General features: G+C 60.0%; 12 protein-coding genes. 11 read left to right on the forward strand and 1 reads right to left on the reverse strand.

Annotation, left to right across the window (positions count from 1 at the left end; translation table 11 throughout):
- Positions 1-899: transposase (locus PUT78_RS21535; RefSeq protein ID WP_274354315.1), on the forward strand; the 899-nt coding region annotated here is incomplete at its 5' end.
- Positions 900-1,330: 431 nt separating this feature from the next.
- On the opposite strand, the gene PUT78_RS21540 is transcribed toward PUT78_RS21535, so the two are convergent.
- Positions 1,331-2,350, reverse strand: coding sequence for a LacI family DNA-binding transcriptional regulator (locus tag PUT78_RS21540; protein ID WP_274354316.1), 1,020 nt, complete (start codon positions 2,348-2,350; stop codon positions 1,331-1,333).
- 339 nt (positions 2,351-2,689) lie between these two features.
- On the opposite strand from PUT78_RS21540, the gene PUT78_RS21545 reads away from it, so the two are divergent.
- From PUT78_RS21545 to PUT78_RS21590, 10 genes are all read left to right on the forward strand, one after another.
- Positions 2,690-3,694: a substrate-binding domain-containing protein gene (locus PUT78_RS21545; protein WP_274354317.1), complete on the forward strand. Its 1,005-nt coding sequence runs from the start codon at positions 2,690-2,692 to the stop codon at positions 3,692-3,694.
- Positions 3,695-3,794: 100 nt separating this feature from the next.
- Positions 3,795-4,838: an ABC transporter permease gene (locus PUT78_RS21550; protein WP_274354318.1), complete on the forward strand. Its 1,044-nt coding sequence runs from the start codon at positions 3,795-3,797 to the stop codon at positions 4,836-4,838.
- Between the two features lie 11 nt (positions 4,839-4,849).
- The gene (locus PUT78_RS21555) at positions 4,850-5,674 is read left to right on the forward strand and encodes an ATP-binding cassette domain-containing protein (protein WP_274354319.1); all 825 of its coding nucleotides are present in this window, start codon (positions 4,850-4,852) and stop codon (positions 5,672-5,674) included.
- Between the two features lie 96 nt (positions 5,675-5,770).
- A complete protein-coding gene (locus PUT78_RS21560; protein ID WP_274354320.1) occupies positions 5,771-6,793 on the forward strand; it encodes a Gfo/Idh/MocA family oxidoreductase in 1,023 nt (340 codons plus the stop codon).
- Positions 6,790-7,749 carry a sugar phosphate isomerase/epimerase family protein gene (locus tag PUT78_RS21565; RefSeq protein WP_274354321.1) on the forward strand — a complete coding sequence of 320 codons (960 nt, stop codon included), beginning with the start codon at positions 6,790-6,792 and terminating at the stop codon, positions 7,747-7,749. Before PUT78_RS21560 ends, PUT78_RS21565 begins: the two co-directional genes overlap by 4 nt.
- A gap of 1 nt (position 7,750) precedes the next feature.
- On the forward strand, positions 7,751-8,524 hold the full coding sequence (locus PUT78_RS21570; RefSeq protein ID WP_274354322.1) for a TIM barrel protein: 774 nt from the start codon (positions 7,751-7,753) through the stop codon (positions 8,522-8,524).
- Positions 8,525-8,546: 22 nt separating this feature from the next.
- Positions 8,547-9,548, forward strand: coding sequence for an inositol 2-dehydrogenase (gene iolG, locus PUT78_RS21575; RefSeq protein WP_274354323.1), 1,002 nt, complete (start codon positions 8,547-8,549; stop codon positions 9,546-9,548).
- A 61-nt stretch (positions 9,549-9,609) separates the two neighbouring features.
- Positions 9,610-11,526, forward strand: coding sequence for a bifunctional 5-dehydro-2-deoxygluconokinase/5-dehydro-2-deoxyphosphogluconate aldolase (locus tag PUT78_RS21580; protein WP_274354324.1), 1,917 nt, complete (start codon positions 9,610-9,612; stop codon positions 11,524-11,526).
- A 5-nt stretch (positions 11,527-11,531) separates the two neighbouring features.
- Positions 11,532-13,376, forward strand: coding sequence for a 3D-(3,5/4)-trihydroxycyclohexane-1,2-dione acylhydrolase (decyclizing) (gene iolD / locus PUT78_RS21585; protein WP_274354325.1), 1,845 nt, complete (start codon positions 11,532-11,534; stop codon positions 13,374-13,376).
- Between the two features lie 38 nt (positions 13,377-13,414).
- Positions 13,415-13,672 (forward strand): IolE/MocC family protein, encoded by a 258-nt coding sequence (locus PUT78_RS21590; protein WP_274354326.1) that lies wholly within the window; start codon positions 13,415-13,417, stop codon positions 13,670-13,672.
- The last annotated feature ends 92 nt before the right edge of the window (positions 13,673-13,764 follow it).

Raw genomic sequence — 13,764 nt, forward strand, 5'->3', positions numbered from 1 at the left:
CCATCGAGGAGCAGATGAACCTTCACGGCCGTGCGACCGGCAGGGCGCTGTTGTTCGACGCCGACAACGTCACCGCTGCCGGAAGCCTTCTGAAGTCCCGCCTTGCGCACAGGACGTCTCGGGAAGAGATTTTCGCCACCATTCATACGCTGCGAAATCAGGGGCTTACCTGCAGTGAGATTGGGCGGCGGACAGGGTTCCCGCGTCGCAGCATCGCGAAATGGCTGCAGTTCGAAACACCACCGGACCGCAGGCGGGCCGCTTTGAAGCCGACTTCGCCGTGGTACTTTGAAGAGGTCCTGAGCCAAAGTTGGAAGGACGGCATTCGAACTGGACGCGCCCTGTTCCGTCTGATCCGAGATTGTGGTTACGAGGGGAGTCAGTCACATTTGCAGCGGCTGCTGGCGGGTTGGCGCAGAGCCGAACAGCAAGCGAAGGCCCCCGCCGTAGAGCACAAAATCCTGGAGCCAGTCCGGGACCCGGAAACGGGGCACGTGATTTCCCCGGTCATCGCGGCCGCGCTGTGTATCAAACCGCGCGGCAAGCTCACCCCGGATCAGGCGCGTAAAGTCGACGCTCTCAAGACCGGCTCTCCCGCCTTCGCAACGATGCGCTGTCTCGCCATGCGGTTCAACGGTATCCTGCGCGGCCGCGAAGCAGACCCGCTCCCTGCATGGACCGACGACGCGATCGAAACCGACCTGGCGCCCATCGTGCGCTTTGCCCGCACATTGAACCGGGACTTCGATGCGGTCAAAAACGCCATCGAGATGCCCTGGAGCAACGGCCAAGCAGAAGGTCAGATCAATCGCCTGAAGACCCTCAAGCGCGCCATGTACGGCCGAGCCGGTCCAGAATTGTTGCGGGCGAGAATGCTACCGTTCCGCCACACAGATTGAGGCAGAGCCGATTTAAAGGCAAAGCGACAGCCGAGGAAATCATCGCGATGGCAGGTTCAGCCCGAAAATCGCTGGTGTGGCTCGACAAATCCTATCATGCGGCTCGGCTTGATCGAGATCGTATCGTCAAACTCGCCGCTGCCATGGTCGATCGTACCGGTTAGGGCCACGATACCGGCTTGTATGAATATGTGGCAGGAACATTGGGGGTCTCAGGCCGGGAGAGGATCCAGTCCATCACATTGGACAGGGTCACGGATCTGCCGTCTTGCACTGACAGTGTTGCCGCTTGGGCCATTGACCGCATCGCGGAAAACCACCCATTTTTTGCTACCGCACGGCACGGAACAGATTAGTTTCAGCGAAGTGCGCTTCAAGCATCAACTGCAAGTTGGCCTCAACGTTGCGGATAGCGGTCAGGAGAGCTCTTCCTAAAGGCTGCAATTGTATCGCGTATGGATCATGACTTGCGACGGCTGCGGATCAGAAGCAGCGCCTGTCCTCGCCTGAAGAATCCACCGCACCGCCTGCGCCATTTCTCCTGCGAAGTCATGTGAAATGACAAAGTCCATTACTCCGCTTTCAAGAAGCGTACGTGAATGCGGCGTCAACTCATGCCCGACAAAGATGGTTTCACCTGCGTCGCATTCCGCCAGCGCCATAGCCACACCGCGGTTTGCACCGGCCGTATTGTAGATGGCGTCAGGCAGACCATGTACCTTGAAATGCGCCACCAGACGAGAGCGGGTTGTTTCCGGCTGGTCGTCGGAAATGAGCCTTTCTTCGACCTTCAAAAGCGGAAAGCTCGTGCGCAGAACGCGCCGAAAACCCATCTCGCGCTCTTGCTGGCTGCGAAATGTTTCACTCATAACCAGCAAAATGCGACCGGAGGTTTTTGGCAGGACTTGACCGATCAGATGCCCGGCCACACTGCCGGCGGCATACTGGTCATTGCCCACGTAGGTTGCCCGCCTGGAGGATGGCAAGTCAGTCGTGAGACAAACCACCGGCACGCCTTGCGACATCAATTTGCGGGCTGCGCCATTGATCGCCGGGTGCTCGCGGGCGATTAGGATTACGCCATGCGCATCTGCGCCATCCTCGATTATGCGACGGGCGAACCGCATCGGATCCAACACACTTGTTGTTTCGAAATACGTATTGATCAAGGCGCCCGCCACGGTGCGGTTGACGTGGGTCGCCGCTTGCAACATGGCGCTGTTGAAACCCTCGCCGGATTCGCAGAACAGCCTCAGGTCGAGGGTGCCACCGACACCGCGCTCTAGCATGAGCTTGTCATATGCTGCCATGACACGCGCGCGGGTTTTCTCTTTAACTCCGGGCCGATTGTTCATGACCCTGTCCACAGAGGCAGTGCCCACGCCGGCCAACGCGGCAATTTCGGCGATAGTAGGGCCGGTCCAGCGTGAAAGGTCAGATTCGTTGGGCATGTTTGGACTCCAATTTGATTTGTACGGCATCAAACTAGACTCTAGCCACACTTACGACATAACTTACAAAATATCCACAGTTTGGCGACTGCTACCGCAATAATGATGTAAATCACATCATTATTTTCGACCGTCAGTACTATGCGGCGGAACGTGTATCGTCGATACTCTGTCCCAGGGAGTAGGAGAGAGAGATGCGCGATTTCGGCGGCGTCTGCCATTTGACCTGAATCGCGGTCAACTCAGCCAGATCACAAGCTTACCAGACGAAACCCATTGGGAAACATGTCGTTTCCCAAAGACTGTTCGTCTGTCTACCCGGCTCGCAAGAGCCATCAAATGTCGATCCGTCGGGAGGCGGGTAAATCAGAGGAGGTAATCGACGTGACTTTTAATAAATTTCTTGCCACAGCGGCGACAGCAGCATTGATGGCGTCCGGCGCAGCCGCACAGGACGTCGCCGTTATCGTTGGTTCGGCGCAAGACGGTTTCTGGAACATGGTCAAGAAGGGTGTCGATGATGCGACGCTCATGGTCGAAGCGAACGGTGGTACCGTGAACTTCCTGCAGACCCAGAACTATGACAACTTTGGTCCCGACCTCGCGTCGTTAATCGAGCAGGCTGTGGCGCAGGGTGCCGAAGGCATCGCGATCCCGAACTGGATCCCAGCATCCGAGACACCTGCGTTGCAAGCTGCCCGCGACGCTGGCGTAAAAATCATGTCGTTCAATGCTGGCCAGTCCGAGATGGCCGACTACGATGCGCTGAATTACTTTGGTTCCGACGAGTACCTCGCTGGTGTTGCCGGCGGTGAATACCTTGCTGGGCAAGGTGCAACGAAAATACTTTGCCACATCCAGAACCCGGGTGCGGTCAACCTTGAAACCCGCTGCCAGGGTGTTGAGGACGGCGCCACGAAAGCGGGTGCAGAGGTCTACATTCTGCGTGTTCCCTCCAACCTCGACCAAGACATGGTGGGCACGTCTGAGGCAATCAAATCCGAGTTGATTGCTGATCCTTCGATCGACGCGGTGATCAACCTCGCGGCATGGGCCGCAGACGCGTCCGCATCTGCAATCGATCAACTTGGCAAAACTGACGAGATCCAACTCGGGACGTTTGACATGTCTGCTTCGGTTCTCGAACGCATCTCGAACGGCACTCAGGCCATGGCGATTGACCAGCAGCCCTATTTGCAAGGTTTCCTCGCGACATCCATGCTGTTCGCGAACCTCAAATTTGGAACCGAGCTTGCCACGAAACCAGTTCTGACTGGCCCGGCAATCGTTGATGCCTCGAACGTCGCCACAGCCATCGAAGGTGTGAAGCTCGGCGCACGCTGAGTTCAGACCATCAGTTCGCAGGATCCGGCCAGTATGGGCCGGATCCAAGAAATGCGCGTCGCTTTTGGCGCTTGCCGTTGAATTAGCGGAGTCTCAGCTTTTGACCGATCCAACTACATCCAACATTTCACCCGACGCATCTGCATCGACGGGAATTTCGATCGGCGGCCTGTTGCGCAGCCCGGCATCTGGTGCCTTCATGGGCTTCGCGGTCGTTTTTATCATTTTTTCGGTCTTCGGGTTTGGCCGGAACTTCCTGTCAGTGCCTGGCGTGACAACTTGGGTAAACTACGCCTCATTGGTTGGTATTATCGCCATTCCAGTCGGCTTCCTGATGATTGCCGGTGAACTCGATATCTCGACCGGCGCGGTACTGCCGGCCTCAACCATGACAGTCGCCATCGTAAGCGGTCACTATGAAATGCCAGTTCTGGTTGGCGTCATCGCCGCACTCTCAGTTGGTGCTGCAATCGGATTTGTGAACGGTTTCATCGTAACCCGCACACAGGTGCCGTCATTCATCGTAACGCTGGCCACGCTCTTTGCGGTTGCAGGCTTGACGCTGTATCTGTCGATCCTCTTCATCAACACGACCAACTCGTTCTATCATGCACCGGACTGGGCCAAGTCGCTGTTTGGCGGAAAGTTTTACGGCTTCAACTCTTCGGTATTCTGGTGGTTCGGACTGATCTGCGGCTTCGTCTTTTTCCTGCATTATTCGCCTAAAGGCAGTTGGGTCTTCGCACTTGGCGGTGATCAGGGAAGCGCGCACAACGCTGGTATTCCCGTGAAGCGTCTCAAGATTGGTCTCTTCATGTTGTGCTCGATGTCCACGGCCTTCGCTGGAGTATTGCAGGTCATCACGTTCAATTCTGCAACCTCGCAGGCGAATTTTGGATTAATCTTCAACACAATCATCTCGGTTGTGGTCGGAGGGGTGTTGCTGACGGGTGGCTTCGGCACCGTCATCGGCATTGTTTTTGGTGCTTTGACGCTTGCGATTGTGACCCAAGCGATCGGTTTTACCAACATTGATCGGAACCTGTCCTTCCTCATCATCGGCGTCATGCTTTTGATCGCGGTCCTGATGAATGACACTTTCCGGAAAGTGGCTACCAACTGGTCGGCATCAAAGAAAAAGTAAGGAGAGCGACAATGTCGAGCAAAAAGCCAATTTTGGAGCTGCGCAACGTTGACAAGTCCTTTGGACCAATCGATGTCCTCGACAACATCAGCCTTAATGTAAGTGAAGGCGAAGTGTTGTGCCTTCTGGGCGACAACGGGGCCGGCAAGTCAACCTTGATCAAGACGCTCGCGGGTGTTCACCAGCCCTCCAGCGGTGAGATCCTGATGGACGGTCAACCCACATCCTTTGCCAGCCCACGCGATGCACAGGAACGCGGGATCGCGACGGTTCACCAGTTCGGCGGCACCTATCCGTTGATGTCGATTGGGCGCAATTTCTTCATGGGTTCCGAGCCGACCAAGGGTTTTGGTCCATTCAAGATCTTTGATCGCGCCAAGGCCAACCGGATCGCCGTCGATGAAGTCCAAAAGATGGGTATCACCCGGATTACAGATGGCGACCGCCTGGTCGGTGGTCTGTCCGGAGGTGAGCGGCAATCGCTGGCGATCGCCCGCGCAGTCTTCTTTGGTGCCCGGGTTCTTATCCTCGACGAACCGACCGCTGCGCTTGGTGTGAAGCAGGCAGCCCATGTTCTGCGCATTGTGAACGAGGCCAAGAAGCGGGGTCTCGCTGTGATCTTTACCACGCACCAGGTGATGCATGCCATGGCTGTGGGTGATCACTTTGCGGTGCTGATCCGCGGTGCCATCGCGGCAGATTTCCGGAAAGGTGACAAATCCCGGGAAGAAATCGCGGATCTCATGGCGGGCGGGGAATCCATGGCGGATCTCGAAGCCAATATCGAAAACCGCACGGAAAGCCACAGCGGCCACGCCCCACAATCCAACGCTTGACGGGCTGGCGGGCCGTCCGCTCGCAAGTTCCATTCACCTAGAAGTCAAAAAGACATCGGCCGGCCGAGAGTTCGGACCGCACACAAGGAGTTTGCTGTGACGCGACTTGCCATCATCGGCGCAGGGCTAATGGGAGAGGACCATGCGCGCATCGTTGCGAATGACCTTCCCGGCGCGACGCTTCAAGTCGTCTGCGATATGGATATCGCTCGTGCCAGACGCGTAGCGGATGCCTGCGGGTCCAAGGACGTATCAAGTGATCCCGAAGCGACCCTTGCGCGCGCGGATGTCGATGCTGTGATTGTGGCCTCGCCCGACTTCACCCACGCGCCGCTGTCAAAGGCCTGCATCGCGCTTCGCAAACCCGTTCTAAGTGAAAAGCCGCTGTCGCAGTCCCCGGCCGAGTGTCTCGAAGTCATGGCCGCCGAACAGGAGGCAGGCCGCCGGTTCGTCCAACTGGGCTTCATGCGCCGTTTCGATAAATCCTATGCGGAAATGCGTGAGGCGCTGACCTCCGGGAAAATCGGCCGGGCGCTGATGATGCACAACTTCCACCGCAACGTAGAGACCCCGGCGGCGGATTTTACTGGTGCCATGGCGATCACCAACTCCGCCCCCCATGAGTTTGATGTTGTGCGTTACGTCCTGGCGACTGAATTCACCGCCATCAGCGCGCAGCAACCCAAGCGCTCGGACGCGCGTGTGGCCCCCGTGTTCATGGTTCTGGAAACCGCTGACAACCAGTTGGTGACGATCGAGGTGAACAACAACGCCGCCTATGGCTACGACGTTCGCGCCGAGCTGGTCGGCGAGGCTGGGTCCATCGCGCTGAACAATGTCGCCTATACCAGGACCGATATGAAACTGGCTTCGTCAACCCGCTATGACAGTGATTGGCGTGGCCGCTACCACGAGGCATATGTCCAGCAAAACCGGACGTTCCTGCGCTTTGTTGAAACCGGGAAATTCCCGCTGATCGGGTCTGATTGCTGGGATGGGTACTGCGCCGCCATTGTCGCGGAAGCAGGAGCGAAAGCGCTGGCCACCGGGCTGAAGCAGCCTGTCACTACAATAGCCAAACCGGCGCTCTATGCCGCGAAAGAGGAGTTGGCAGCATGAAACTTGGTTTTGTATCCGACAGCCTTGGCGGAATGAAATTCGAGACGATGCTTGACCATGCGGTGCGCATGGGGGTGAGCGGCGTCGAAGTAAATACCTGTGGATGGTCAAGTGCGCCGCACTTCGATCTTGCGGAAATGCTTGCGCATCCGGACAAGCGCAAGGCCTTCGCGAACGCCTTCGCGGAACGCGGGCTCGACATCATCGCGCTGAATGCCAACGGCAATCCGCTGCACCCAACAGATGCGGTGCAGGGGCAGGGCCTCGCAGATACGATCCGCGTTGCAGGCAGCATGGGGATCAAGACCGTCTGCACCATGTCCGGTCTTCCCGCTGGCAGCGCCGATGACGTCATGCCGAACTGGGTGGTGTCTTCCTGGCCGCCAGAGACGCAGGCGATCCTACGCTACCAGTGGGAAGACAAGCTGATCCCCTATTGGACGGGGATCGCCGATCTGGCGCGTGAGAACGGTGTAGAGCGTATCGCGATTGAGCTGCATGGCAACCAATGCGTCTATAACGTGCCGTCGCTGCTGAAGCTGCGCAGCGCGATCGGCCCGGTGATCGGGGCAAACCTCGATCCGTCGCATCTTTTCTGGATGGGCGCCGATCCCCTGCTTGCAGCAGAGGCTCTGGGCGAGGCGATTTACCACGTCCACGCCAAAGACACGATGCTCAATGCCCCGGTGCAAGCGACCACCAGCCTGCTAGAGAACGGCTCGCTGATGGATATACCCGCAAGGAGCTGGTCCTACATCACACTCGGCTTCGGCCACGGCGAGGAGTGGTGGCGCCAGTTCTGCTATCGGCTGAAAATGGCGGGCTATGACGGCTGGCTGTCGATTGAACACGAAGACGTTCTTCTGAACTCCATCGAAGGGCTCGAAAAATCCGTGGCCCTGCTGAAGGGCGTGATGCCTGCCGCTCGGGCCGATTACAAACCGCAGGATATCTGAGATGACATTTCAACTCGCGGCCTGTGCCGAAATGCTCTGGCAAGACAGGCCCATGGAGTGGCGCGCGTCGCGCCTCAAGGAAATGGGCTTCGGCGTTGGCCTGTGGAACTGGCCTACATGGGATATCGATGCGCTTGCCAGGACCGGGGCCGATTTCATCATCATGAACGGCTACCTTCAGGGCCGTCTGACCGACCCGGACGGCACCAAGATGCTGGTCGCCTCGGCGCGCGAGACAGTAGAGATCGGCAAGCGTCTTGGGGTGTCCCGTCTTAATCTGCATGGCACTGGGCTGGGTGACGGCGGCATTCCGATCCCGCAACACGGCACGTTTTCGCCGGAGATGGAGCTTCGGGCACGCGACACTCTGCACCGGCTTTGCGATCTGGCCGAGGCGGAGGGTGTGGTATTCACGCTCGAAAACCTCAACCCGCTCGATCACCCCGGCTGCCCCTTCGGATCGACCGCGCAAGTGCTATCGCTTGTCTCGGCGGTGAACCGTCCGCAGCTGCGCATCAACCTCGACCTGTATCACACGCAGATTGGCGAGGGAGACCTCATCCGCTGGTGTGAGGCCTGCCTGCCGTGGGTGGGCGAGATTCAGGTTGCCGACAATCCGGGCCGCTGCGAGCCGGGGACGGGCGAGATCAACTATTCCGGCGTCGCCAAAGCCCTCGCGGCTATGGGCTACCATGGCCCCATTGGCATGGAGGCCTTCGCCAGAGGCGACGAGGACGCGGCCCTTGAGGCCTTCCGCGCCGCCTTCACTCTTTGATTTTTGAAACAGGACAATACAGATGTTAAAAGTTGGACTTCTTGGTGCAGGACGGATCGCGGGGGTACATGCCAAAGCGATCACCTCGCACCCCGGCAGCACGCTGGTCGCCGTCTCGGACTATCTCCCGGAGAACGCGCAGAAGCTTGCGGCAGAATATGGCTGCGCGACGCGTTCCACGGATGAGATCATCGCCGATCCGGCCATCGACGCCGTGCTGATCGCAACCTCGACCGATACGCATTCGGATCTGATCGAGGCGGCGACGGCGGCGGGCAAGGCTGTACTCTGCGAAAAGCCCGTAGACCTGAGCCTGGCGCGCGCGCGGGCTTGCCTGGACGCGGTCAGCGGTTCGGGAAAGCCGGTCATGATCGGCTTCAATCGCCGTTTTGACCCGAACTTCGGCGCGCTGAAGGCAGCACTCGACGCTGGCGAGATCGGCAAGGCCGAACTGCTCTCCATCACCTCCTATGATCCGGCCCCGCCGCCGGTCACCTATATCAAGGTCTCGGGCGGCATCTTCCGTGACATGATGATCCATGACTTTGACATGGTCAACTTCCTCATGGGCGACGCACCGGTCACGGTTTCTGCCATCGGCACCTCAATCGTTGACCCGGAGATCGGTGCCGCGGGGGACTTCGACACAGCAGTTGTGACGCTGACCTATGCGGATGGGCGCATCGCGGTGATCAAGAACTCGCGCCGCGCCGTCTACGGTTACGATCAGCGTGTCGAGCTTTTGGGCTCCGAAGGGCTCTTGCAGGCGCAGAACATGCTGGAAAACACGGTGATTAAGTCGACCACTGCCGGTGTGACTGGCGCCAAGCCAACCTATTTTTTCCTTGAACGCTACATGCCGGCCTATGCCGCCGAGTGGGCCGCTTTCGTGGACGCGGTGAACGGCGACACGGCCCTGCCGGTCACCTTGATCGACGGGGTGAACGCTCTTGCCATGGCCGAAGCTTCGACGCTTTCCGCTCACAATAGCAAGCCGGTCGCCCTCGCCGACGTGTTGGCCTGATCGCATACCGGCCAGGCCCGCCCCGCGTGGCCTGGCCATCCTGAACCAGAGGACCACTCCAATGAAGACCCTCGATGTAATAACGATTGGCCGATCCGGCGTGGATCTTTACGGCACGCAGATTGGCGGACGGCTCGAGGACATGGGGTCGTTCGACAAATACATTGGCGGGTCTCCCACCAATATTGCCTGCGGAACCGCGCGACTGGGCCTGAAGTCCGGGCTGATCAGCCGTGTCGGTGACGAACACATGGGCCGTTTCATCCGCGAGGAGCTGGAGCGCCACGGCGTGAATACCGATGGTGTCAAGACGGACCCGGACCGGCTGACCGCGCTGGTGATCCTCGGTATCCGCGACGAGGAACAGTTTCCGCTGATCTTCTATCGCGAGAATTGCGCCGATATGGCGCTCTGCGAGGAGGACATCGATGAGGCGCTGATCGCCTTCACCCGCTCAATCGTCCCGACCGGCACGCATCTCAGCCATCCGCGCACCAAGGCCGCCGTGCTCAAGGCGCTTCAATTGGCGCGCAAGCATGGAGTGAAAACTGCGCTTGACATCGACTATCGTCCCAACCTCTGGGGCGTCGCGGGGCATGGCGATGGCGAAAGCCGCTTTGTCGAAAGCGCCGAAGTCACCGCCAAACTGATGGAAACCCTGCATTACTTCGACCTGATCGTGGGCACCGAGGAAGAGTTCCACATCGCGGGCGGATCGACAAACACGCTTGAGGCGCTGCGCGCGGTGCGCGAAGTCTCAGGCGCGACGCTGGTCTGTAAACGCGGGGCGGCGGGGGCGGTCGCCTTCGAAGGCAAGATTCCAGACAGCCTGGACGACGGTCAGACCGGCCCTGGCTTCCCGATCGAGATTTTCAACGTTCTGGGCGCGGGAGACGGGTTCTTCTCTGGGCTGCTAAAGGGGTGGCTGGATGGCGAAAACTGGCCGACAACGCTCAAATACGCCAACGCCTGCGGTGCCTTTGCCGTCAGTCGCCATGGCTGCACCCCGGCCTATCCCAGCTGGGAAGAGCTGCAATTCTTCTTCAAGCGCGGCATCAAACGGCCCGACCTGCGCAATGACACGGAGTTGGAGCAGGTGCACTGGGCCACCAACCGCCATGGCGACTGGTCGACAGTGCGTACCTTCGCCTTTGATCACCGGATGCAACTGGAGGAAATGTCGGGCTACACCGAACAAAAGGGCAGTGCCTTCAAAAAACTGTGCCTCGAGGCTGCGTTGAGGGTCCAGAACGGTCAGCGAGGCTATGGCATCCTCTGCGACAACCGCATTGGTCGCGCCGCTCTGCACGCGGCCAGCGGGTCTGGCCTATGGATCGGACGTCCAGCGGAATTGCCGGGCTCGCGCCCGATTGCTTTCGAGCCCGAATTGGGGTGCGACCTGGGACAGTTCCGCGAATGGGCACGCGAAAACGTGGTGAAGCTCCTCGTGTTCTGCCATCCCGACGACACGCCCGAGATCCGCGCCTTGCAGGAAGAACGTGTGAAACGCCTGTTTGCCGCCGCGCGCCGCAACAACCTAGAATTCCTGCTCGAGGTCATCCCTTCGAAAGTCGCCTCAGTAGACGACATAACGACTGCGGTCCTGATCCAGCAGTTCTATGACGCGGACATCTATCCCGATTGGTGGAAGCTTGAGCCTTTCAAGACCGAGGCCGCCTGGGCCAATGCGGTTTCGGCGATCGAGCGCAACGACCCTCATACGCGCGGCATCGTTGTGCTCGGTCTGGATGCCCCCGAGGCGGAGCTGGCTGCGTCGTTCGAGCTCGCTGCGAAGCAACCGCTGGTCAAGGGCTTCGCTGTCGGTCGCACGATCTTTGCCGATGCGGCCCGGGCCTGGCTGAAAGGCGAAATGGGCGACGATGCCGCCGTGGCCCAGATGGCCGAACGTTTTGCCCGCCTGAGCGAGGTCTGGGACACGGCCCGCGCCAAGGCGACTAACCCAAGCAATCAGGGGTGATACAGATGACGAACACAATCCGACTGACGGCCGCGCAGGCCATGGTAAAATGGCTAAGCGCGCAGCTGACCGAAGAGGGCGACCGGTTCATCGACGGGATCTGGGGCATCTTCGGTCACGGCAACGTGGCAGGCTTGGGCGAGGCGCTGCATGGCGCGGGCGACAGTTTTCCGACATGGCGCGGCCAGAACGAACAAACCATGGCACATGCGGCAATTGCCTATGCCAAGGGGCACAAGCGCCGTCGGGCACAGGCTGTAACCTCGTCCATCGGGCCGGGCGCCACCAACATGGTGACTGCGGCGGCGCTGGCCCATGTGAACCGCTTGCCGGTGTTGTTCATTCCCGGCGATGTCTTCGCAAACCGCCGCCCCGACCCGGTGCTGCAACAGGTCGAGGCTTTCGAGGATGGCACCGTGTCGGCCAATGACTGCTTCCGCCCGGTCGTGCGCTACTTCGACCGGATCACCCGGCCCGAGCACCTGCTGACCTGCCTGCCGCGGGCGCTCGCTGTGATGACCAATCCGGCCAATTGCGGACCGGTCTGCCTGTCCTTCTGCCAGGATGTACAGGCCGAGGCCTACGACTATCCGGTTGCCTTCTTTGAACCCAAGGTCTGGCGCGTGCGCCGTCCGGAACCGGATGCGGACGAATTGGCCGATGTGGTTGGGCTGATCAAAGCCGCGTCGAACCCGGTCATCGTCTGCGGCGGCGGCGTGATCTATTCCGATGCGGAACAGACCCTTGGCACCTTCGCCACAAAGCACCAGATCCCCGTGGTCGAAACGCAGGCTGGCAAGTCGGCGCTGGCGCAGGCCCACCCGATGAATTTCGGTGCCAGCGGCGTGGATGGTTCGGCGGCAGCCAACCTCCTGTCAAGAAACGCCGATCTGGTGATCGGGGTCGGCACGCGCTTTCAGGATTTCACCACCGGGTCGTGGTCGCTGTTCCAGAACCCAGACCGCAAGCTGGTGTCGATAAACGTCGCCGCCCATGACGCGGTCAAGCACGGGGCGGTCCCCATGGTGGCCGATGCGCGGGTCGCGCTTGAGAAGATCAGCGTAGCATTGGGCGATCACAGGCCGGTGGCCGTCGATGCGGATATCCGCGCCGAATGGCTGGAGGCCGTCACCGCCCATTGCCAGCCGCGCAACGGCGGCGAGGGCTATCGCCCGCTGGACGCCGAGGTCATCGGCGCGGTCCAGCGCGCCACCAGCGAGGATGCCATCGCCATGTGCGCTGCGGGCACCATGCCCGGCGCGCTGAAACTGCTGTGGCAACCAAGTCAGGGCGGCTATCACATTGAATACGGCTATAGCTGCATGGGCTATGAGATCGCCGGCGCCATGGGCCTGAAACTCGCCCGGCCCGAGCGCGAGGTGATCTGCTTCGTGGGCGACGGATCGTACATGATGGCGAATTCGGAACTGGCGACGGCGGTGATGCGCCGCGTGCCCTTCACAGTCGTTCTGACCGACAATCGGGGATACGGCTGCATCAACCGCTTGCAGACCCTCGGCTGCGGCGGCGCGCCTTTCAACAACATGTATGTCGATTGCAATGTCGAGGCCCAGCCCGAGATCGACTATGTCGCCCATGCCGCCGCGATGGGTGCGCATGCGATCAAGGCGCGCGATATCGCCGATCTGGAAGCGCAGGTCGCGCTTGCGCGGGGCCGCGACATTCCGACCGTTATCGTGATCGAAACCAGCGCCGAAGAAGGACCCGGCTTCGGCGACGCGGGCCATTGGTGGGACGTCGCCGTCCCGGCGGCAAGTAAGACCGAACGATCACGTGCCGCCTATGCCACCTATCTGGAGAACATGACCCGCCAACGACTGGTCAACTGACGCCCCGGCGGGCACCCCACGCCACAGGAGAGACTAAAATGATCCAATTTGGGACCAACCCGATTGCCTGGGCCAATGACGACGACCAGACGCTGGGCGCCGACATTCCCACCGAACGTATTCTGGACGAGGCCGGCCGCCAGATCGGCTTTGACGGCATCGAGAACGGCCACCGCTGGCCGCAGGACGACCCCGAGGCGCCGCGCGCGCTGCTGGCAGAATATGTGCTGAGGTTCATCTCTGGCCGGCACTCGCTCAACCGGCATTGCCAAGTTGTTGTCCGCTGGGTGCAGTGATCTGCACCTCGTGCATTCATGCGGTCATTTCACGGGTATACTCGGCCCACAGCCCGAAGGCATCGGCACGGGCGTGGCGATAGGACGTGGCT

Source organism: Roseinatronobacter alkalisoli (assembly GCF_028745735.1).
Classification (GTDB): domain Bacteria; phylum Pseudomonadota; class Alphaproteobacteria; order Rhodobacterales; family Rhodobacteraceae; genus Roseinatronobacter; species Roseinatronobacter alkalisoli.

Excerpts from the sequence above, each read along its gene's own strand:
- iolG (WP_274354323.1), top strand. The coding sequence starts at position 8,547 with ATGTTAAAAGTTGGACTTCTTGGTGCAGGACGGATCGCGGGGGTACAT.
- PUT78_RS21545 (WP_274354317.1), top strand. The coding sequence starts at position 2,690 with ATGTCGATCCGTCGGGAGGCGGGTAAATCAGAGGAGGTAATCGACGTG.
- PUT78_RS21590 (WP_274354326.1), top strand. The coding sequence starts at position 13,415 with ATGATCCAATTTGGGACCAACCCGATTGCCTGGGCCAATGACGACGAC.
- PUT78_RS21565 (WP_274354321.1), top strand. The coding sequence starts at position 6,790 with ATGAAACTTGGTTTTGTATCCGACAGCCTTGGCGGAATGAAATTCGAG.
- PUT78_RS21540 (WP_274354316.1), bottom strand. The coding sequence starts at position 2,350 with ATGCCCAACGAATCTGACCTTTCACGCTGGACCGGCCCTACTATCGCC.
- PUT78_RS21570 (WP_274354322.1), top strand. The coding sequence starts at position 7,751 with ATGACATTTCAACTCGCGGCCTGTGCCGAAATGCTCTGGCAAGACAGG.
- iolD (WP_274354325.1), top strand. The coding sequence starts at position 11,532 with ATGACGAACACAATCCGACTGACGGCCGCGCAGGCCATGGTAAAATGG.
- PUT78_RS21555 (WP_274354319.1), top strand. The coding sequence starts at position 4,850 with ATGTCGAGCAAAAAGCCAATTTTGGAGCTGCGCAACGTTGACAAGTCC.
- PUT78_RS21580 (WP_274354324.1), top strand. The coding sequence starts at position 9,610 with ATGAAGACCCTCGATGTAATAACGATTGGCCGATCCGGCGTGGATCTT.